This is a genomic window from Mesorhizobium loti R88b (assembly GCF_013170845.1).
Taxonomy (GTDB): Bacteria; Pseudomonadota; Alphaproteobacteria; order Rhizobiales; family Rhizobiaceae; genus Mesorhizobium; species Mesorhizobium loti_B.
In genome coordinates, this window is record NZ_CP033367.1 from 3,149,155 (window position 1) to 3,169,304 (window position 20,150).

Genomic DNA, 20,150 nt, shown 5'->3' on the forward strand with positions numbered 1-20,150 from the left:
AATGAAAATCGCCACCTTCAACATCAACAACATCAACAGCCGGCTCGAAAACCTGCTGGCGTGGCTGGCGGCGGCAAAACCCGATGTCGTGTGCCTGCAGGAACTGAAGGCACGCGACATGCAGTTTCCGCGCACCGCGCTGGCCGACGCCGGCTATGGCGCGGTGTGGAAGGGCGAGCCGACCTGGAATGGCGTCGCCATCCTCGCGCGCGGTGCCGAGCCGGTGCTGACCCGCGACGTGTTGCCCGGCGACGATGCCGACAAGCAGAGCCGCTATATCGAGGCGGCGGTGAACGGCATCATCATCGCTTGCCTCTACGCGCCGAACGGCAACCCGCAGCCAGGGCCGAAATTTCAGTACAAGCTGGCCTGGCATGCGCGGCTGGAAGCGCATGCCGAACAGCTTTTCGACACCGGCCTGCCGGTGGTGTTGGCCGGCGACTACAACATCGTGCCCGATCCCAGCGACATCTACGCCACCCGCTCCTACGACGACAATGCGCTGGTGCAGCCGGAAAGCCGGGCCGCCTTCGCCGCCCTTCTTGACCAGGGTTGGACCGATGCGCTGCGGAAGAAGCACCCGAAGGAGACGCTCTACACCTTCTGGGATTATCGCCGGAACCGCTGGCCGCGCGATGCGGGCCTCAGGCTCGACCACATATTGCTGTCGAAGACGCTCGCTCGCCGGCTGAAAGGGGCCGGCATCGACCGTGAGGTGCGCGGTCAAGATGGTGCGAGTGATCATGCGCCGGTTTGGGTGGAGTTGAGGTGAGGCATTATCCGCGCGTTCCTTTTGCGCAGGCGCCATCTCGCGCTAATCTGGCGATGATCAGCATCGGGGGGCGTTTGATGCATTGCATGTCTGAGAGCCGCGAGAGGCCACTATCGAAGCCTGCCCGCCATGCATGATTTCCACCCCGTCGAAATCCTGCTTGCGGCCGCCGGCCTCATTGCGGTCGCGGCATGCGGCGTCTGGCTGTTGCGCAAGGCGCGTCTCCGACGCCGCGCCAGGCGACGGGCGGATCCAGCCAACGATTATGCCGTGCGTACCGACTGGGAGCGCAGCACGGGCACCGTCAACTACTCGTCCTTCGTCTATTTTGATGTCGACCGCGACGGGAGATACGGCGTTGGCGACCGACCGATGGCCGGCATCATGGTGCGGCTGTTCGACGGGCAAGGCGGCGTCGTCGCTGCAACCCGGACGAACAATGGCGGCTTTGCCAATTTCGCCATGTCGACGTCTTCGGCCAATGCCATGATCCGCTCGCCTGGCGCCTACCGGTTTGCGGTTTCGGTGCCGCCTGGCTGGAGCTCGCCCAGCGCCAACGAGACGCAGTCGCAGGATTTTCGGCTGGCGCCTGGCTCGCCGGCCGGGCTGGTGTCGCAGAACCTGCCGCAGCCCGTCGGGCTGGCGCCGGCGCGCAGCCTAGCCGGCAGGATGGCGTCAGGCGGCAGCGTGACCCTGTCGGTGATGGCAAACGGGCACGTGCTGGAGAGCCTGGTGCTGGCGCCGGACTCTCCCTTCCGGCTTGACCTCGCCGGCAGGGCCGACACGGTGGCGATCGCCGGCGGCGGCCTTGACCGGCAGCTTGCGCTTTCGCCCTATCCGACCGATCTCGGGCTGCTGTCGCCGCAAACGCTGCCGAGCGAGACCTCGCTGCGGACGATCGGCTTCGACGACGTCACCGGACGCGGCTTCCGCAAGATCCCGTGCGGCCATGCCGGGCTGCAATGGCGCAACCTCAACGCCATGGCACAGGATCACACCAAGGGCAGCGAAGGCTATGTCAACGGTAATGTTTCGGGCGACCACGTGGCCTACACAAGCAGCGGCTACCCGGCCGAATTCAGCCGCGAAACCCCGTTCGGTTTCCACTCGGTGCTGCTAAGCGCTGCGTGGCTGAAGTCGGAAGGGGAGATGGCGCTGATCGAGTGTTGGCTGGGCGAGCAGCTGGTCGCCAGCAACCAGCTGGTGCTGTCGGCGCTGACGCCGCTGCACTATGCCCCGATGCTCAAGGAAGTAACCCGTGTCCGTCTTTCAACGAAACACTACTGGCAAATGGTGCTGGACGACCTGATGCTGACGGGCTGACTTATTGCGGCGTAACCGGGGGCGAGACCGCTGCACCGTTGGTCGCGGCCGTGAGAAATTTCAGATTTCCCTTCTTGATCAACGTAGGCCGTTCATAAATCTTCTTCATTGTGCGGACTCTCCACTATATCCCGTCGCGAGTGTGACACATCGTGGTCCTCTGTCAATGTTGCGCTGGGGATAGTCCAGACTATCTCAACAAGACTATCGGAGAATCCGGCATTCAGAATGCCGATTGCTTCGGCCCAATCGGGCATAAATCGGCACTCTAAGGCATGTTCCCGACATGCTTAAGCTGTTGTATCTATGCATATCCCCAGCTCAAGCCGGGACAGTTGCGCCGATATACATCAGGGCCGGTAGCGAGGGCAGCGCTTTGCCGTATACGCTGGCGCTGATAATCTTATCTGGATCCGCGGGCGGAGGGCGCAATGAACAGATTGGCTGACAGGGTGCTGGCGCTTGCCTTGGCCGTGGTTGCCTTCGGCTGCCTTGCGCGGGTCTATCCGCTCGTCGTTACTGGTGCCGTTGGCTGGCAAGACTTTTTCGCACTGCCCTCGGATGCGGCCTCCTTGCGGTTGACCGGGCTCCTGCTAGCGGCACTTGCCTGTCTGATCGGTGTCTTTCTGTTCTGGGCCGGGCTGTTGCCGGGGCGGCCGGCGCATGCTGCTGGAGCGCCGCTGTTTGGCCGCGCGGCGGAGGTGCAGGAGACCGGCAGGCCCGGCCTGCGCAAGCTCTTTCTCGCTCTGCCACTGGTTGTTGTCGCAGGGCTGGCCGTTGACCGGTTCGGCCCGTGGGGCGGCGGCGAGATGGCCAACCTGCCCAAGGCGGCCGAACCCAAGCCCGACGAACCCAAGCCCGACGAACCCAAGCTTGCTGAACCCAGGCCCAGCGAGCCGAAGAGCCAGGATGTCGCCAGCGCGCCGCCGGCTCCGGAGCCGGCAACGCCGCCAGCCCCGCCGGCTCTGCCACCCGCGCCGCCCCCGGTAGCCGCCAGCCCGCCCGCCGCACCGGTGCCGCCAGCGCCGCCCGTGCCTGCGCCGGTCCCCGCCGCGCCGTCACCGCCGGAGGTCGCTGTCATCCCGCCGCCCACGGTGGCGCCATTGCCGCCCCCGCCGCCGGCCGCGCCAACGCAGCCCGATGGCCATAGCGATGCGGTCGTCTGGCTTTCGGTGGCGCCCGACGGCCACTCGATCATGAGTGCCAGCACCGACCATGTGATCAAGCTGTGGGACATTGGCGGCAAGCACCTGATCCGCAATCTCGGCGTCCACAAGGACATGGCGCGCACCGCGCTCTACATGCCCGATGGCGTCAGCGCGCTGACGGCGGGCGACGACGGCGAGATCGTGCTGCGCAAACTTGCCGACGGCGCCGTGCTGCATGTCTTCCAGTCCGGCCAGAATGGCGGCGTCAGGCAGCTGGCTATCAGCCCGGACGGCAAGCGCGCCGTCAGCGGACACGACACCGGCAACGTCATCGTCTGGGATCTCGTCAACAATTCCGTGCTGCATGTTTTGACCGGGCACGACTGGTCGGTCAGCGCGGTCGCTGTTTCGCCCGACGGCAAGCAGGCGCTGAGCGGCAGCATCGACGGCACGCTGAAACTCTGGGACATCGAAAGCGGCAAGCAGCTGCGCAGCTGGCACGGCCACGACCAGGGCACCTATGGCGCTGTCTTCACCGCCGACGGGCACCATGTGATCACCGGCAGCGGCGATTTGACGATCAAGGTCTGGGATCTCGACAGCGGCCGCGAGGTGAAGCGCTTCGAAGGCCATGAAGGCACGGTCTACACGCTGGCGCTGTCGGCCGACGGCAAGCGCCTGCTGTCGGGGTCTCTCGACGGCACGGCGCGGCTGTGGGACATGGCAACCGGCAACCAGATCGCGATGTTCGACAGCCAGACCGGCCCGATCTACGCGGTGGCCTTCGCTCCCGACGGCACGGTGCTGACCGGCGGCAACGACCGCACCATCAGGGATTGGCCGGCGAGCGGTGGGGATGGTATCGTGCTGTTTGCCGGCGCGCCGGGGTGAAGCGGTTCGTCGGCGGAGCCGCAGGCTGGATATGTCGGCCCAGCCCTTGAGCCTTGATTGGCTTGTCCCGCGTGCTATGTAAAAATCATGTCAGCCCCCAGCCTCGCGGACAATGCGCCGCTCATTGTGATCGACCTCCAGACCGGCATGTTCGATGGTGTGCACGAGCCGCCGATCGATGATGCGCCTGCTATTGCCGAGCGCGCCCGGGTGGTGATCGACTGGGCGCGGCGCAGCGGCCGCAAGATCGCTTTCGTCAGGCATGATGGACCCGAAGGCGACCCGCTGGCACCGGGTGAGCCGGGTTGGCCGGTGTGGCCGGCCCTTGGCCAGGCCGACGATGAGCCGACCTTCGCCAAATCCGTGCGCGACGCTTTCAGCAATCCTGCCTTCGGTGACTGGATTGCCGGGCAGGGCGCGGCTGCCGTGGTGATCCTTGGCGCGCAGACCGATTTTTGCGTCGCTGCGACTGTGCGCAGTGCGATCGCCAGGGGGCTTGGCGTCATCGTGGTTTCCGATGCCCACAGCACGCTCGACAGCACCGATGAGACCGCCCGGCAGATCATCGACAGGCACAACAGCGAATTCGCCAGGGATGGCGCGGCTGTGCTGACAACGAAGGTGCTGACGGGAGACTGAAACAGGGGGCTGTGCTCCCGTCCTGATTCATCAATCTCCCGCATCCCCCTGTTCGGCATATGTTTTTCGCGCCGTCATGCGGCGGATTCTGAAACAGTTTTCGGCATTTGCCGTGTAGACACGCGACTGGCACGCATGGTCTAGGCGGGGTAACGCCACCAACGACAGGGATGCCATGCCCACCACCACCCGTTTCACCAAGGCCAAACTGTCCGATGGTTCGCTGGTCGACTTCATCGTCACCGACGGCCGCTTCAGCGCCATCACGCCGGCTGGCAAGGCGGCGGACCCCGCCACCATTGATCTTGCCGGCCAGCTTGTCGTGCCGGCCTTCGTCGAGGGGCATATCCATCTCGACACGTCGTTTTATGGCGACGCCTGGCGCCCGCACATTCCCTGTACCAACGGCTTCGACGTGCGTGAGCGCGTGGCTTTCCAGGCGCAGAACCTTGCCGCCGCGGCGCCGATGGCGGAGCGGGCGAAAAACCAGCTCGAGCTCTGCATCGGCAATGGCAGCCTCTCCATGCGCAGCCATGTCATGGTCGACGGCTCAGTCGGGTTAAGGCATGTCGAGACCATCCTGGCCGTGCGCGAACAATATCGTGACCTCATCGACATCCAGCTCGTCGCCTTCCCGCAAAGCGGTATTCTTTCGTCCCCCGGCACGGCTGAGCTGCTCGACGAGGCGTTGAAGCTCGGCTGCGATCTTGTCGGCGGGCTCGACCCGGCGAGCTTCGACCGCGACGTGAAGGGCCATCTCGATGTGGTGTTCGCCCTGGCGGGCAAGCACGGCGCCGGTGTCGACATCCATCTGCATGATGGCGGCACGCTCGGCCTGTTCCAGGTCGAGGAGATCGCCGCGCGGACAAAGGCACTCGGCATGGGCGGCCATGTCGTCGTCAGCCACGCCTATGGGCTTGGCGACATCCCGGCCGATGCGCTGGCGAAGGCCGGCGCGATGCTGGCGGCTTCAGGCGTGGCGATCATGACCAACGCGCCCGGCAACCACGCCTTCCCGCCGGTGGCGGCTCTGCGGCAGGCCGGCGTCACCGTGTTCAGCGGTTCCGACAATATCCGCGATTCCTGGTGGCCCTATGGCGATGGCGACATGCTTTCGCGAGCCAAGATGATCGGCTACCGCTCCGGTTTCTACGAGGACCACGAGCTGGAAGCCGCCTTCGATGTGGTGACTTACGCAGGTGCCAAGGCACTGGGTCTCGAAGGCTACGGCATATCGGTCGGTGCCAGGGCGGACTTCGTCGCCATGGGGGCCGAGCACGTGCCCGAAGCGGTGGTCGCCGTGCCGAAAGACCGCACGGTCTATCGCCGGGGCAGGGCCGTGGCGGAGAGTGGAGCAATGCTGGCGCGCTGAGCCAATGGCCGACGGATGGCGAAAGGGGCCTGGCGGGCAGGTGCAAAGGGAACACGCCAGGCCCCGCCGGCTTCTGGCGGGAGCCGGCGTGTTTTACATTAGTAATATCTAATGTAATTGCAAGATGGAGGCGCGTTATCCCTTGGGGACAGACTCTGCGTCGGATTTCAAAAACCGACCGCTCCCGTTGCCATCAGCACCAGCACCACCGCCGCCACGCTCCAGACAGCCGCCACTGCCAGGGTTTGCCTGTTCAGACGGAACCTTCGACGCGGCTTTGGCAATTGCATCTTCGGCATGGCTCAGAAGCGATCGAAATCGCAGACCCGTACCTTCTCTATGACCCAGTGGTGGTGGCGCCAATGCTTCCTGATCTTTACGAAGCAATGCCGGTTGTGATGCTTGCGCCAGCGATGATCGCGCCAATGATGCCGGCCCATATGCGTGCCATTGTCGGTGGTGATAACGAGGCTTGCGGCCTGTGTCGGGGCAAGGTTGACGGGAGACAGCACTGAGACAATGAGAAGTGCTGGGAGAAGAATGGATTTCACTTTGAGTCCTCCGATGTGAATAGATTCTTGTGTAAAGAAAGTGGCGCTCCGGGGCGCAGGCTCGTCACTCAGCCGCCCTCTGGTCGGCCGCCTGGGTCGCTCGGGCAGGCACGGAAGACAGAGCGCGTTGACTGGACTGCTGCTCGCCGAAATAGAGCAAGCCGCCCAGGACGAGGAAGACAACCCCGATTACCACAAGTCCGACCATCAACACGGCGATAGCCGTGCCAGGGCCGTGGCCAGTTTTGTTGATGACGGACCGATGGTGCATTGCTCTTCCTCCGATATACAGTCCGGTCCGGAGACCTTGCGGAAAACGAAGGCAAAGGTGGGATGTTCCCGATGAAGAACCACATCGGCCCTTTGCGTGTCCTTATGGGACCAAGGTCTTAGGTGGCTTGAGGCAAAGGTCCGAGGGAGCCTGTTCGGTTCCGGCAATGTCCATTGGACGTTCCGATATTTTAGTCAATACTGATATAATACCCGGGCAAAAAACTTAGCCGACCAAACGTCTTCGCCGACGATTCGGGCATGAAAAATGTGGCTTTGACAGGGATCAACGGCACACACTCACATCTTTGCTGGCGAGGGGGCAGTTCGTAGGCTCACCCCTATCCCGCTGCGAAACAAACAGTCTCCTGCCGATCTCCAGGAATTCGACCTTGTAGACCTCGCGCCGGTTGAGCGGCTCTGCCATGTCGAGGCTTCGCACCGGCATTGCGAAGCCGAATTCGCCACCTTCCTGCCCGCCACGGTCGATCCAGTACCGGTCCATGTCGGCGCGCTTGCGGGCGCGTTTTTCGGGCGAGCGGAAGTTGATGGTGTGTCTGGCATCGCAGACGCCGAGGACATGATCGGCGCCACCGCCAATGGCGATGCCTTCCATGACCAGCACTGCGGCGTCCTTGGGCCTAAGCCCGCACAGGTCGCGCGTGGCGTCGATGACGGCGCGCTTGGCCTGCGGCTCCTTGCTGCCCTGGAGCCCGCCGATGGCGACAGTGTAGCGGCTGGCGCCCAAGGGATAGAGGATGAAGCTCAACCTGACCAGGTCGAGCCTGTCGCTCTGCCGCGTCAGCTTGATCGAGAAGGCGCCTTCATGGCTGGTGCCGGAATGAACGGACAGGCGCATGGTCAGGGCATAGGCATCGCGCCGTCCCGTCACCTGGCCGATGTCGATGGCCCGCCCGCGCCAGGCAGCCTCGAGCAGGTGCCGCGGCAGGCGCGCCGCCGCCAGATTGAAATGGTCGACCAGAAGCTCGAAGCCGCGATGGCCCGGCAGCCCAAGCGCAAGAAACTTGTAGGGCTTCTTGCGGAAGAGATCGTCGTGCGGGCAGCCCAGCCCATGCCGCCGCCGAAAGTTCGACAGGAAGCGAAACCATTTGAAAAAGCTCACCGGCTTGCAGGCGAAACGGGTGAGGAAAATCCTGGACTGACCGACCCCCAGCCGCCCGCAAAGGCCCAGTATCTGGCCGAAGACGCCGGCGGTCTCCCGCAGCCAGGCGCGCTCGCTCGTTTCGAAAATCAAGATATGTCCCACACGGCTGATGTGGGAGAGGGGTTAGCCCGGAGGGATTACACGGACATTGCGGGAGTGCCGCTCACGTCTCGTCGAACCGGCCCTCGCGGGTGGGATGGCGCTTGATCGCGGCTTCTTCCTCGTCGTCGGGCAAAGCGTCGTCGCTGTCCTGATTGGCGTTGTCGTCGTCTTCGTCCGGCAGGTCGCCGTCCTTTTCCGTGCCGTAGCGCATGTCGCCGTTTTCCGAGACGGAATCCGGCAGGATCTGGCCGCCCTTGACCGCGTCCCAGTCAAGCTGCTCGATGGTCGGGCCGTCGATCTCAGGGCCGTCGTCATCGTCGGTGCGTGGTTTGCCGCGCGGTGCCATACTGGACTCCAATCCTTGAAAGACTGGAAGCGAAACTCGGGGTACAGCGGTTAGTTCCCTAGTCTCGGCGGCAAAGGGTTCGGGCGCGCTTCGGGTTGGGTTGCGGCCGCAGCTAGCCCAGCCACCACCACAGCGCGGCAAGCACCGCCACCACAGCGGCGATCGCCAGCCCCAGCATGATGTACGACCCCTTGATGATGTCGCGGATGATCTTCTTGATCGTCTCGCGGTCGTTGAGGTTGGGGAAGGGATCGTTGGGCAGCGCAACGCCCAGGAACTCACAGAGCGGCGCCCAGCCCTCGGTCACCTTGTAGACCAGCAGCTTGTGCGGCGGCACCGCTGCCTTCACCTCCTCGATATAGGCGTTGTATCGCGCCACGGCCTTGGCGCGGTCGTCCATCACGCCGTCCAGCGTGCGGCCCCACACCAGCTTGTTCGACATGTCGCCGAATTTCCGGCCGAACGGCGTCAGCCACTCCAGGATCTTGAACTGCCAGACATTCTTGGTGAAATAGATCGTGTCGATGGTGCTTTCGTACCACGCCTCGGCGCCGCGCGGGTGCAAGGTCAAAAGCACCTTGGCGTCGGGATAGGTGGCCAGCAATTCTTTCCACACGCAGCAGCCGGGATTGTCGACGGTCGCCGTATAATTGGCGAAGACGCGGTTCCAGTCGTGCTGGCTGCCGGGTGGGCTGTTGGCCACTTTGCGCCAGAAATCGAGATGGCCCTTGTTGGCCTTGTTCATGATCACTTCCTGCATGTGATAGCAGGGCAGGCCGAGCCTGTTCAGCGCGGCAAAAGTCGACCACGTGCCTGTACGGCCGAAACCGGCCCCGATCAATTTGAGCGTCATTTCCCCCGTCCCCCCCGGACTTGTTTTCTCCGTTATATCAGTCCGTGAGCATCAAATTGCGCCGGACCAGGCCAACGCGCAATAGCCGTTGCCGAGCCGGCTGATCACATACTTGCGAAGTTGCTAAAATAATGGAACTTTGTCTGCGGGCAATGGGAGTTCGGGCAGGGAGTCGTGCGAACCGGGACGGTTTCGGCGACGTTGGGAATCGATGTATTTTGGACAGTTTCTCGTTGGGATGTCGGCCACGACGATCGTTGTCGCGGTGTGGACCTATATGGCCACCGGTTCTTTCTGGGAGGCGCTGGCCTGGACGGTGGTGACCCTGATCATACTGCAGGTGGGCTATGTGGTGCTGGTCATCAGGCTTATCTACAGGCGCGCGCAACAGGCCGAAGCGAGCCATGAGCAAGTCAGCCGCGTGCCGCCCTTGCGGCGGGATGGTGTCTGTCTCTGATGCCAGGAGCGGCGACGAGTCGCCACCCCTGGATTTAATCAGGCTTTGCCGGCGAGCGCGTTCAGCTTGGCGCAGAACTCGGCATGCGGTTTGCTCATCGCGGCGTCCTGGCATTCCTTCATCATAGCGGTCTGATGCTTCTTCGACATCTTCGCCCAGACCTTCTTCATGTCGGCGTCACCCTTCATCGTCTTCATGGTCTTGTCCGTGAAGAAGGGGGCCATCATCTTTGGCTCGTCGAGGATACCGGCCAGCGCTGAGCCGGCAATCACGGTTGCGGCCAATGCACCGAGGCAGATTGTTTTGATGTTCATGGACTATTCCCTCCCTTTTTCTGCCGCCGGATTGGAGGCAGTTGCCATCAATACCACCGCCAGCAGACTATTTAGATGCACCTAATATTTATGACTGGTCACGTTTCGGTGACACGAGGCTGACCTCAGCCGAACCAAGCATGCCTAATTGGAGGCTACCAGCCCATCCATTCGCGCGTGCGCCAGGCAAGGCCGGCAAAGGGCGCCATCAGCGCGATCACCACAAACATCAGCGTGAAGGGATGCTTGGTCACGGAGGGTCGAGGAGCCATGTCGCGATCATCCTTGCTGTAGAATTTCATCTGGGAAATGTCGTGGACAACGTCGCCATGGCGACATGGTTGCATCTGATGCAGGCCACCTTGAACACTGATTGGAACCGGACGCCGGCACCGGCGTTTTCCAGATGTGACCGGTGAGGCTGCCACCTCCGCCGGCACAGTCTAAGGCTCGCTCTGCTCCCGGCAGGGTGGGCCTTTTTCGTGCGCCGGACGAGCACTCGGGAACGACACGGCGCGCTCGACGTTGGCTGTTATCCAGGGCCGGCGAATCGATTTCCCCGGGAAGTGGATCGACTTCCCGGGAAGAAGCGTCCCGGTGTGCCTTTCCCAGGCAAGTGGACTCTGCGGCCTACTCTCAAGTGGGTTGGCAGTTGTGGCGAATAATTTCAGCTTTCTAAAGCATTATGTCGCCGTGATCGCTCCGTCTGGCAGGACTTCGAAATCATCTTTGTCGGTCAATCTGCATATGTATTTCAGAAATTGAGATGGAACCTCGCGGCGGTGGCGGAGTTTTCCCTGCAGGCGGAATTTCGGATAACAAAATGGAGGTTACTATGAAATATTATCTTTCGGGTACGGCAGCCGCACTGGTCCTCATGAGCGGCATTGGTGTCGCGGCGGCTGAAGACGTCGTCGTGGTCAAGCAGCCGGCGCAGCAGATCGTGGTCCAACCCGAGCAGGAGACCGTCGTTCGCCAATACATCAAGAAGGAGCCGCTGGCATCGGTCAACCTTCTGGGCGTCGAGCTGAAGCTCGGCTCGCCGGTGCCGGATACGGTTGTGCTGCGCGAAGTGCCTGATGTGAAGTACCGCGTGGCCGTCATCAATGACCAGACGGTCCTGGTGGACCCCGACACCCATCAGATCGTCGAAGTTCTGCACTGAACTTTCGGCAGTCACCTGCATGAAGAACCCGTCACCAATTTCGCATTGGTGACGGGTTTTTGTTGGCTAGAACGGCTTTGCCTTTGCCTACTCGGCGGCCGTTGCCAGCTTGTCCTGCGTCTTCGTCTCGAAATCGCTGGCGTCGTGGCGCTCGTGCAGCTGCATGGCCGGCTCGCCGAAGGCGCGATTGACCATGCGGCCGCGCTTGACCGCCGGGCGCTCGTCGATCGCCTTGGCCCAGCGCTGCACATGGCTGTATTCCTGCACCGACAGGAAGTCGGCGGAATCATTGTACATGCGGCCGAGCGCCAGCCCGCCATACCAGGGCCAGACCGCCATGTCGGCGATCGAGTAATCCTTGCCGCCGAGATATTCCGCTTCGGCCAGCCGGCGGTCGAGCACGTCCATCTGTCGCTTGGTTTCCATGGCGAAGCGGTCGATGGCGTATTCGAATTTCTGCGGCGCGTAGGCATAGAAATGGCCGAAGCCGCCGCCCAGATACGGCGCCGAACCCATCTGCCAGAACAGCCAGGACAGCACTTCCGCACGGGCCGGCTGCTCGGTGGGCAGGAATTCGCCGAATTTTTCCGCGAGATAGACCAGGATCGAGCCGGATTCGAAGATCCGGATTGGCGTCTTGCCGCTGCGGTCCATCAGCGCCGGAATCTTGGAGTTGGGGTTGACCTCGACGAAACCGCTGCCGAACTGGTCGCCATCATTGATCTTGATCAGCCATGCATCGTATTCGGCGCCCTTGTGGCCGCGCGCCAGAAGCTCCTCAAGCATCACAGTCACCTTGACGCCGTTCGGCGTCGCCAGCGAATAGAGCTGCAGCGGATGCTTGCCGACAGGCAGTTCCTTGTCATGCGTCGGCCCGGCGATCGGCCGGTTGATGCTGGCAAAGGCGCCGCCATTTGCCTTGTTCCAGGTCCATACTTTCGGCGGGGTGTAGTCGGTCATGTCGGGCCTCGTTGGGGGAAGGATGGGCAGGTCCACCTACAGCTAGGGCTGTCGAGGGGGAAGTTCAACTTGCGTTGAACTATTGTCAATGGCGGTAGGTTTCTTCCTTCCCCCTTGTGGGGGAAGGTGGATCGGCGCGCAGCGCCGAGACGGATGAGGGGTGTTCCAGCGGAGTGAGGCGTTGGTGCTTTCTGGAGCACCTCTCATCCGACCTCGCTTCGCGAGGCCACCTTCTCCCGCAAGGGGCCTGTTGCGTAATTCGCTGGTTGTGATTCTCTGATGCGGACGCTCGGAGGGAATCACGATGGCAGTGAAGCAGACGGGTCAGTTGAGCTTGGCGGAAGCCTTTCTGGGTACCAAGCTGGTGGGCGGTTCTTCGCCGCTCGACCGGCTGTCAGGTTTGGTGAAGTGGTACCGCTTCGAGAAGCTGCTCAACCCGCTGCGCGATGGCGGACCGGGTCGGGCTGCATGGCCGCCGCTGGTGCTGTTCAAGGCACTGCTGCTGCAGTCGCTCTACGGCCTATCTGATCGCGAACTGGAGGAGGCGCTGAGCGACCGGTTGTCATTCAGGCGTTTTGTCGGGCTTGGTCTTGAGGAGAGCATTCCCGATCACACGGTGCTGTCGCGCTTTCGCAACCTTCTTGTCGGCGAAGGGCTGATGGAGAAGCTGTTTGGCGAACTGGATCGGCAGTTGGAGAAGGCCGGCGTGATCTTAAAGCGCGGCACAATGCTGGATGCCACGCTAATCGACGCGGTCTCATTGCCGCCGACGGACGAGCGGCCGTCGAGGGATGCCGATGCCCGTCCCACCGTAAGACAGAGTAAGCGCGACTTCACCTTCGGTTACAAGGCCCATGTCGGGGTGGATGAGGGCTCCGGCCTGATCCGCACGGTGATCACCACTCCAGCCAACGTCAACGACACCGTGGTGGCCGATGCCTTGATCTGCGGCGACGAAAAGACGGTATGGGCGGATGCCGCCTACGACACCCATGCCCGCCGTGCTCGGCTCAAGGCTGCAGGCAAGAAGCCCCGCATCGCGCGCCGCCCCAACAAGCACCATGCGCTGCCGCCGCGGCTCAAACATTACAACCGTCTGATCGCCAGACGGCGTGCCGCAGTCGAGACCACCTTCGCCACGCTCAAGAACCGCATGAAGCTGACCACGATCCGCTATGTCGGGCTGGCGAAGGCCACTGCCCAGGTGACGATGGCGGCGATCGCCTTCAACATGCGCCGATGGATTGCCATCTCGGGATAGGTGCGCCGGTATCCGGCTTCAAGGGTCGCACTACCATCGAACTCCACCCCAAAACCCAAAGCCAAGCGAGACCTCTCGGTCAAATCGCTCCGCAAGTCTGCTCTCGCTAACTACGCAACAGGCCCGCAAGGGGAGAAGGAAGAACCAGCGATACACACCCTTGCACCATCCACCCCAGCGCATACCTATAGAGAAACCGCCAGAGCCGCATCGCAGGACACAATCATGACCATCAATCCCAATCCGCGCTCCGTCGTTGCCGTGCGCGCGACCGTTCCCGAGGATGCCTTCACGGCCGGCGCGCTGGGCACGCTGAGGGAAGGCAGCGGCGTCGTCATCAGGGATGACGGGCTGGTGCTGACCATCGGCTATCTCATCACCGAGGCCGAGGAAGTTTGGCTGACCGCGCATGACGGCCGTGTCATTCCCGCGCACGCGCTGGCCTATGACCAGGAATCGGGCTTCGGGCTTGTTCAGGCGCTGGCGCCGACCGGGCTGCCGGCCGTGGCGCTGGGCGATGCCGGCAAGGCCAGGATCGGCGATGCGGTGGTGCTCGCCGACGGCATCGGCCGGGCGGTCGAGGCCAAGATCGTCACCAAGCAGGAATTCGCCGGCTATTGGGAGTATCTGCTCGACGAGGCGATCTTCATCGCGCCCGCGCATCCGTCCTGGGGCGGGGCGCCGCTGTTTGGCGCCGATGGCGCGCTGCTCGGCATCGGCTCGCTGCGCCTGCAGATGAGCCGCGCCGGCGAGGTCGCCGATATCAATATGATCGTGCCGATCGATCTGCTGCCGCCGATCCTCGACGATCTCCTGACGCGCGGCCAGGTGGCCAGGCCGCCGCGTCCGTGGCTCGGCGCGCTGTCGGCCGAGAGCGACGGCAAGGTGGTGGTGATGAGCGTGACCGCGGGTGGGCCGGCCGCCAAGGCGGGCTTGCGCGAAGGCGACGTCATCTCCGAGGTCCGCGACGGTGCGGTCGACGGGCTTGCCGATTTCTATCGCAAGCTGTGGGACAGCGGCTCGGCCGGCGCGGAAATCCCGATGCGGGTGGTGCGCGACGGTCGCGAGACCTGGCTGCGGGTGAAATCCGCCGACCGTGGCAGCTTCTTGAAGAAGCCGCAGTTGCAATAGGCCTGATTTCGGCCAGGCGATGCATCCAAGACTGCTCAGGACTTTTCTCGCGGTGGCGCGCAGCCGCAACATCACGCGTGCGGCCGAGGCGGTTCACCTTGCGCAATCCAGTGTCAGCGACCAGATCCAGGCCCTCGAGGCCGAACTGGGCACTGCCTTGTTCACGCGCTCCAAGTCAGGCCTGGACCTGACGCCGGCGGGGCTGGCACTGAAGCCGATCGCCGAAGAGCTGTTGCGGCTCGACGGTGAGGCGCGCGCGGCGGTGCTGCTGGCTGCCGGACAGACAAATGGAACGTTGACCATCGGCGCGCTGGAGACGATCGCCTCGGCGCGGTTGGCGCCCTGGCTGCCGGGGTTCCAGGCCATCCATCCCGAGATCACCGTGCGCATGAAGGTGGCCGACAGCGGTACGCTGCTGCGTCAGCTAGGGGATGGCGACATCGACGTCGCCTTCTGCTTCGAGCGTAGCGATCTTGCGAAGGCCGATGAACGCCTGGCCAGGCGAACCATTGTGGCCGAACCGCTGGTGCTGGTCGCGGCTCCGGGGCATGACGCCGCGCCACACGACCTGGCGGCGCTTGCCGCGCGGCACTTCGTGGTGACGGAGCCCGGATGTGTGTACCGGCACATGTTCGACACCGCCTTTGCCGAGAGCACGGCACCCAGACTTGCCGCCGAGGTCGGCAGCATCGGTGCCATTGCCCGGCTGGTGGCGGCCGGCGCCGGCTTGAGTCTCGTTCCGCGTCTCGCCGTCAGCGACGCGCTTGAGCGTGGTGAGCTTGTCGAACTGCCGTGGCCCGGCCCGGTGCAGGCCGCGCCGCTAACGATGATCTGGCGACGCCGGCGCGTCCACCCGCCGGCACTGCGGCAATTGCTCGCCGCCGCGCGTGATACGTTGGCGCGTCCCGAAGCGGGTTCAGGAGTTGAATCGGCGGATAGCGCCAAGCCCTTGTTTCCAAACAGACTGACGGAAGCCGCCGCCAGCTAGACCAGCCGGTGTCCGCCCTCGACATGCAGCGTGGTCCCCGTGGTAAAGCCATTGCCGATGAGGAACAAAAGCGCGTCGGCGATGTCGTCGGGCTGGCCGACCCTGCCGACCGGCAGCCGCTCGGCCATCGCGGCAAGCGTTTCGGCTTTGCGGTCGCCGGCAACCTGCGCCCAGATTTCGGTGTCGACCCAGCCGGGCGAAACGGCGTTGACCCTGATCGGCGCCAGCTCGACGGCCAGCGCCCGCACCAGGCCTTCGAGCGCGGCATTGACGGCGGCGACGACAGAGCCGCGCGCCGCGGGCCGGTAGGCAGCGATGCCGGAAACGAAGGTCATCGAGCCGGTCGCGGCAAGCCGTGGCGCACCATGCCTGGCGAGCAGCAGCGGGCCGAAGAGCTTGCTGTCGACAACGCGTTGCGCCGCCTTGAGGTCAAGCTCCGGCAGCAGCCTGTAGGCGCCTTCGATGTCGGCCGCCGTGCTGACGATGTGGTCGAGGCCGCCGATGCGGGCGAATAACGCTGCAACCTGCTCTTCCCGCGTGATGTCGACGACGGCGACGGTGAGGCGAGTGGGGTTGCCCAGCGCCTCGCGTGCCTGTCGCAGCCTGTCTTTGCTGCGCCCGGCGATGACGATCTCGGCACCGGCCTCGACGCAACGCCTGGCCAGGGCCAGGCCCATGCCGGAACCGCCGCCGACGATCAGGATCTTCTGGTTTGAAATGCTCATGTCGCTCTGCCTTTGCTGATTGAGACAAGGGCAGGGGATTGGCAGGTCAGGGCGCCATGGGAAAACGGAAGAAATCGATGGTGCTATCGGAGAGTCCGATCGTGGTGCAGTGCGGGATGGAAGCTCAGCTAAGTCGCGCTTGAACGCCTGCCTGGCTTCTATCCCTCTCCGCACTGGCAAACACAACCAGATTCCCATCGGGATCGCGCATGCGCATGATCCAGAAATCCGTGGCCTCCTCGATGGGGCCAGGTTCCAGTCCCGCATCCAGCAGCCTCTGCCTTTCGGGCGCCAGCGGCAGCACGCCAAGCGTCAGTGTCGAGGTGCCGGCCTTGTCCTTGTCCTCGAATAGCTGCACTTCGGCGCTGTCGGTGAATTGCCATTCGGCCAGCCCCGGCATCGGCCGGCGCAGCGGCGGCTTGCCGAAGAGCTTTTCGTACCAGCCAATGCTGGCCTCGAGGTCGGAGCAACTGACATGAGCGAAAATGGTTTCGATCGCCATCGGACCCTCCATCGCAGTGTACACTCTTTCCGCAACGCGGCACGGGATGGCACGTTCCGGTGCTTCCTGGCAGCATGCTCCATTGCTGACGAAAACTGACAGCGGACCATGCCATGATGCCGGCAATCAAGGGATGACGGAGGCAAGATGTTGGTGATGCAGGCGACAACAATTCCGAACCGGCGGGCCGCCTGATGGCGCCGGTCAAGGTCGATCCCAACAAGGTCCGGGAGTTTCCGGACCCGGCCAGTTTCCACGCCTGGCTCGGCGAGCACCACGCCTCGGAAACCGAAGTGTGGATCAAGGTCCACAAGGTGGGCTCGGGACTGAAGTCGATCACGCCGAAGCAAGCCATCGACGTCGTGCTGTGCTTCGGCTGGATCGACGCGGTGCGCAAGGGGCTGGACGACAACAGTTTTCTCCAGCGCTACACGCCGCGCGGCAAAAAGAGCATCTGGAGCAAGATCAACATCGACAATGTCGCGCGGCTCATAGAGGAGGGCCGCATGACAGAACGTGGGCTGAAACAGGTTGAGGCCGCCAAGGCCGACGGGCGCTGGGCGCGCGCCTATGGCAGCGGCAAGGAGATGAAAATCCCCGACGATCTGCAAGCGGCCATCGACGCCGAGCCTGCGGCAAAAGCGATGCTGGACAAACTCAGCGCGCAGAACCGCTTCTCGCTCGCCTTCCGCACCCACAACATGAAGACCGAGGCCGGACGCAAGAAAAAGATCGAGACCTTCGTCGCCATGCTGAAGCGTGGCGAGACGATCTATCCGCAGGGCAAGAAATAGGGGCTTTCAGGCGCCGGAATGCGGGTCGACGGTTCGGTCTGCAAGGGCGCTGACGACGCCATCAAAATGTCCCCGCGGACGGCCTGGACAAGAAAGTCGCGGATCGTCGTCACACGCAACGGCATGTTTCGGCGCGAGGGATAAACGACGTTGATCGGCAGGCGCGTCGGCGGAAAATCCGGCATCAGCTTGACCAGCCTGCCGGCTTCGATGTCGGGTCCGGCCAGAATATGGGAGAGCACCGCGAGCCCGCTTCCGGCCAGTGCTGCACGATGGACGGCCATTGAATTGTTGGCGACCAGGCGGGGCTCAATCCGCACGACAATGTCATCCGCTCCACCGGAGAATGACCATGACCGGCCGTCGCCGCCACGGCTGTAACAAATGCAGGCGTGATCCCTGATGTCTTGCGGCGTTCGCGGTGTGTCGCGTGCCTTGAGATAGGCTGGCGAGGCGACGAGAAAGGCTGTTGTCCAGCCGATCCGGCGGCACATCAGGCTGCTGTCGCCGACCGGCCCGAGGCGCACCTCGAGATCGATTGCGTTGGCGATGAGGTCCGAGGGCTCGTCGCGAAGGAGCAGCTCGACTTGAAGTGCCGGATGGCGTTCCAGTAGCCCCGCCAGGCGGTCGCTGATGAAGAACCCGAGCGGCGTCGGCAGGCTGAGCCTCACCTTTCCGGATACGGCTCCGGCTTCGGCGCCGCTGACCTGGCCGAGCGCTTCGACCGCTTCGAGGACGCGCAGCGCCATCGGCAGCATCTGTTCACCTTCCGCCGTCAAGGCGAGCGCGCTGGTCGTGCGGTGCAGAAGGCGCGTCTTGAGATGCGATTCCAGTGCGGAGACCTGCCGCGATACTGCCGGCTGCGTCAGATTGAGGTCGAGCGCAGCCGCCGAGAAGGACTTTGTCTGCGCCACCCGCAGGAATGTTCGCAACGCCGATACGACGTCCATCCTCGCCCTCATACTTTTCGACATAAGCCTTATGTCCGCATCCTAGGCGGATGGCGCTTTACTGTCCAGATATTACGGATATTTATTATCCTTAAGGACATAGGATATCCTCAAACAGGGAAAAACCATGACACAGCGCCTGAACGCCGCCCAGCAATCGCCTGAACTGTTCAAGAAGCTTCTCGATTTCAGCATGGCCGAGACACACAGCGCCATTGAAGAGAAGATCCGCGATCTGGTCCACATCAGGGCCTCCCAGATCAATGGCTGCGCCTTCTGCCTCGACATGCATGTCAAGGAAGCGAGGATCCATGGCGAGAGCGAGTTGCGCCTCTACCATGTCGCCGTCTGGCGGGAATCGACCCTTTTCAGTCCCCGCGAACGGGCGGCCCTTGCCTGGACCGAAGCCGTCACCAGGCTTCCCGAGGGCGGCATAGAGGACGAGCGCTATGAGCGCGTGCGCGGCCAGCTTTCGGAAAAGGAAATCTCCGACCTGACCTTCTCGGTCATGTCCATCAACGCCTGGAACCGGCTCAACGTCGCGTTCAAGACCGTGCCCGGCTCCGCTGACAAGCTCTACGGCCTCGACAAGGCCGGCCTGAACTAAGCCTTCCCTGACAAACCCATCAAACGACGCGGCGCGAGATCGCGGCCGCAAATGGAGACCATCATGAAAATCGTCATCATCGGAGGCACTGGCCTCATTGGCACCAAGACCACCGAACGCCTGCGCAAGCAGGGCCACGAGGTGATCGCAGCCGCGCCGAATACCGGCGTCAACACCATCACCGGCGAAGGCCTGCAGGAGACGCTCCAAGGCGCCGAGGTGGTGATCGACCTCGCCAACTCCCCGTCCTTCGAGGACAAGGCGTCGATGGACTTCTTCACGATTTCAGGCCGCAACCTGCTCGCGGCCGGCAAGGCTGCTGGCGTCAGGCATCATATCGCGCTGTCGATTGTCGGCACTGAACGCCTGCAGGATTGCGGCTATTTCCGCGCCAAACTCGTCCAGGAAAATCTGATCAAAGCCTCCGGCATTCCCTACACCATCGTTCATTCGACGCAGTTCATGGAGTTCCTGGCCGGCATCGCCAAGTCGGGCATGGTCGGCGAGGCGGTACATCTGTCGCCGGCCTATGTGCAGCCCATCGCATCCGACGACGTCGCCGACGTCATGGCCGGTGTCGCGCTCGCCGCGCCGATCAACGGCATGATCGAGATTTCCGGTCCGCAGCGTCTGCGCATGAGCGAGCTCGTCGCCCGCTACCTCAAGGCTGTCGGCGATCCTCGCGAGGTCGTGGCTGATCCGGAGGCGCTCTACTTCGGCGCCCGGCTGAACGACACTTCGCTGGTCTCCGACAACAATCCCCGCCTCGGCCACATCAGCTTCGAGCAGTGGTTCGCCGCCTCGGCGCGGAAATCACCGCCAGCAAACGCGGCGGCTTAGGCATACCGCTCAATGGAAAAAGGA

Annotated in this window: 24 protein-coding genes; 13 read left to right on the forward strand and 11 right to left on the reverse strand. The window is 63.3% G+C overall.

Features of this window, described 5'->3' with window-relative positions:
• The first annotated feature begins 1 nt into the window (after position 1).
• From EB235_RS15410 to EB235_RS15430, 5 genes are all read left to right on the forward strand, one after another.
• Entirely contained in the window at positions 2-772 is a 771-nt protein-coding gene (locus tag EB235_RS15410; protein ID WP_027030145.1) for an exodeoxyribonuclease III, read from the forward strand.
• A gap of 129 nt (positions 773-901) precedes the next feature.
• Complete coding sequence (locus EB235_RS15415) at positions 902-2,095, forward strand: hypothetical protein (protein WP_027030144.1); 1,194 nt, start codon at positions 902-904, stop codon at positions 2,093-2,095.
• 431 nt (positions 2,096-2,526) lie between these two features.
• Positions 2,527-4,134, forward strand: coding sequence for a WD40 repeat domain-containing protein (locus EB235_RS15420; RefSeq protein WP_027030143.1), 1,608 nt, complete (start codon positions 2,527-2,529; stop codon positions 4,132-4,134).
• Positions 4,135-4,221: 87 nt separating this feature from the next.
• Positions 4,222-4,773, forward strand: coding sequence for an isochorismatase family protein (locus EB235_RS15425; RefSeq protein ID WP_027030142.1), 552 nt, complete (start codon positions 4,222-4,224; stop codon positions 4,771-4,773).
• 175 nt (positions 4,774-4,948) lie between these two features.
• Positions 4,949-6,145, forward strand: coding sequence for an amidohydrolase family protein (locus EB235_RS15430; RefSeq protein WP_027030141.1), 1,197 nt, complete (start codon positions 4,949-4,951; stop codon positions 6,143-6,145).
• 302 nt (positions 6,146-6,447) lie between these two features.
• Here the strand turns inward: EB235_RS15430 and EB235_RS15435 are convergent, their stop codons facing one another.
• The 5 genes from EB235_RS15435 to EB235_RS15455 all read right to left on the reverse strand — a co-directional run bounded on the left by EB235_RS15435 (position 6,448) and on the right by EB235_RS15455 (position 9,432).
• Entirely contained in the window at positions 6,448-6,696 is a 249-nt protein-coding gene (locus tag EB235_RS15435; RefSeq protein WP_155256357.1) for a hypothetical protein, read from the reverse strand.
• Positions 6,697-6,760: 64 nt separating this feature from the next.
• Complete coding sequence (locus tag EB235_RS15440) at positions 6,761-6,967, reverse strand: hypothetical protein (protein WP_027030139.1); 207 nt, start codon at positions 6,965-6,967, stop codon at positions 6,761-6,763.
• A gap of 285 nt (positions 6,968-7,252) precedes the next feature.
• A complete protein-coding gene (locus tag EB235_RS15445) occupies positions 7,253-8,221 on the reverse strand; it encodes a DUF535 family protein (protein WP_167334858.1) in 969 nt (322 codons plus the stop codon).
• A gap of 73 nt (positions 8,222-8,294) precedes the next feature.
• The gene (locus EB235_RS15450) at positions 8,295-8,579 is read right to left on the reverse strand and encodes a hypothetical protein (protein WP_027030138.1); all 285 of its coding nucleotides are present in this window, start codon (positions 8,577-8,579) and stop codon (positions 8,295-8,297) included.
• A gap of 112 nt (positions 8,580-8,691) precedes the next feature.
• Complete coding sequence (locus EB235_RS15455) at positions 8,692-9,432, reverse strand: sulfotransferase family protein (protein ID WP_027030137.1); 741 nt, start codon at positions 9,430-9,432, stop codon at positions 8,692-8,694.
• 211 nt (positions 9,433-9,643) lie between these two features.
• On the opposite strand from EB235_RS15455, the gene EB235_RS15460 reads away from it, so the two are divergent.
• On the forward strand, positions 9,644-9,889 hold the full coding sequence (locus EB235_RS15460) for an exopolysaccharide production repressor protein (protein WP_027030136.1): 246 nt from the start codon (positions 9,644-9,646) through the stop codon (positions 9,887-9,889).
• A 38-nt stretch (positions 9,890-9,927) separates the two neighbouring features.
• Here the strand turns inward: EB235_RS15460 and EB235_RS15465 are convergent, their stop codons facing one another.
• Both EB235_RS15465 and EB235_RS15470 read right to left on the reverse strand, forming a co-directional pair.
• Positions 9,928-10,203, reverse strand: a complete 276-nt coding sequence (locus tag EB235_RS15465) for a hypothetical protein (protein ID WP_027030135.1) — start codon at positions 10,201-10,203, stop codon at positions 9,928-9,930.
• Between the two features lie 155 nt (positions 10,204-10,358).
• Positions 10,359-10,505 (reverse strand): hypothetical protein, encoded by a 147-nt coding sequence (locus EB235_RS15470; protein ID WP_155256355.1) that lies wholly within the window; start codon positions 10,503-10,505, stop codon positions 10,359-10,361.
• Positions 10,506-11,038: 533 nt separating this feature from the next.
• On the opposite strand from EB235_RS15470, the gene EB235_RS15475 reads away from it, so the two are divergent.
• Positions 11,039-11,368, forward strand: coding sequence for a DUF1236 domain-containing protein (locus EB235_RS15475; protein WP_027030134.1), 330 nt, complete (start codon positions 11,039-11,041; stop codon positions 11,366-11,368).
• Positions 11,369-11,455: 87 nt separating this feature from the next.
• Here the strand turns inward: EB235_RS15475 and yghU are convergent, their stop codons facing one another.
• Positions 11,456-12,328 carry a glutathione-dependent disulfide-bond oxidoreductase gene (yghU, locus tag EB235_RS15480; RefSeq protein ID WP_027030133.1) on the reverse strand — a complete coding sequence of 291 codons (873 nt, stop codon included), beginning with the start codon at positions 12,326-12,328 and terminating at the stop codon, positions 11,456-11,458.
• A gap of 304 nt (positions 12,329-12,632) precedes the next feature.
• Here yghU and EB235_RS15485 point away from each other — a divergent pair, with 304 nt between their 5' ends.
• The 3 genes from EB235_RS15485 (at position 12,633) to EB235_RS15495 (ending at position 15,708) form a co-directional block, all read left to right on the forward strand.
• Complete coding sequence (locus tag EB235_RS15485) at positions 12,633-13,589, forward strand: IS5 family transposase (RefSeq protein WP_027032034.1); 957 nt, start codon at positions 12,633-12,635, stop codon at positions 13,587-13,589.
• 225 nt (positions 13,590-13,814) lie between these two features.
• The gene (locus tag EB235_RS15490; protein WP_027030132.1) at positions 13,815-14,720 is read left to right on the forward strand and encodes a S1C family serine protease; all 906 of its coding nucleotides are present in this window, start codon (positions 13,815-13,817) and stop codon (positions 14,718-14,720) included.
• Positions 14,721-14,739: 19 nt separating this feature from the next.
• Positions 14,740-15,708 (forward strand): LysR family transcriptional regulator, encoded by a 969-nt coding sequence (locus EB235_RS15495; RefSeq protein WP_027030131.1) that lies wholly within the window; start codon positions 14,740-14,742, stop codon positions 15,706-15,708.
• On the opposite strand, the gene EB235_RS15500 is transcribed toward EB235_RS15495, so the two are convergent.
• Together EB235_RS15500 and EB235_RS15505 are read right to left on the reverse strand one after the other, a co-directional pair.
• A complete protein-coding gene (locus EB235_RS15500) occupies positions 15,705-16,433 on the reverse strand; it encodes an SDR family oxidoreductase (RefSeq protein ID WP_027030130.1) in 729 nt (242 codons plus the stop codon). The two genes, EB235_RS15495 and EB235_RS15500, sit on opposite strands and share 4 nt — an antisense overlap.
• Before the next feature lie 124 nt (positions 16,434-16,557).
• Positions 16,558-16,935, reverse strand: a complete 378-nt coding sequence (locus EB235_RS15505; RefSeq protein WP_155256353.1) for a VOC family protein — start codon at positions 16,933-16,935, stop codon at positions 16,558-16,560.
• Between the two features lie 194 nt (positions 16,936-17,129).
• Here EB235_RS15505 and EB235_RS15510 point away from each other — a divergent pair, with 194 nt between their 5' ends.
• Positions 17,130-17,729 carry a YdeI/OmpD-associated family protein gene (locus tag EB235_RS15510; protein WP_027030129.1) on the forward strand — a complete coding sequence of 200 codons (600 nt, stop codon included), beginning with the start codon at positions 17,130-17,132 and terminating at the stop codon, positions 17,727-17,729.
• Here the strand turns inward: EB235_RS15510 and EB235_RS15515 are convergent.
• Positions 17,708-18,679, reverse strand: coding sequence for a LysR family transcriptional regulator (locus EB235_RS15515; protein WP_027030128.1), 972 nt, complete (start codon positions 18,677-18,679; stop codon positions 17,708-17,710). The two genes, EB235_RS15510 and EB235_RS15515, sit on opposite strands and share 22 nt — an antisense overlap.
• A gap of 127 nt (positions 18,680-18,806) precedes the next feature.
• On the opposite strand from EB235_RS15515, the gene EB235_RS15520 reads away from it, so the two are divergent.
• Complete coding sequence (locus tag EB235_RS15520; protein ID WP_027030127.1) at positions 18,807-19,286, forward strand: carboxymuconolactone decarboxylase family protein; 480 nt, start codon at positions 18,807-18,809, stop codon at positions 19,284-19,286.
• Positions 19,287-19,349: 63 nt separating this feature from the next.
• Entirely contained in the window at positions 19,350-20,126 is a 777-nt protein-coding gene (locus tag EB235_RS15525) for an SDR family oxidoreductase (protein WP_027030126.1), read from the forward strand.
• The last annotated feature ends 24 nt before the right edge of the window (positions 20,127-20,150 follow it).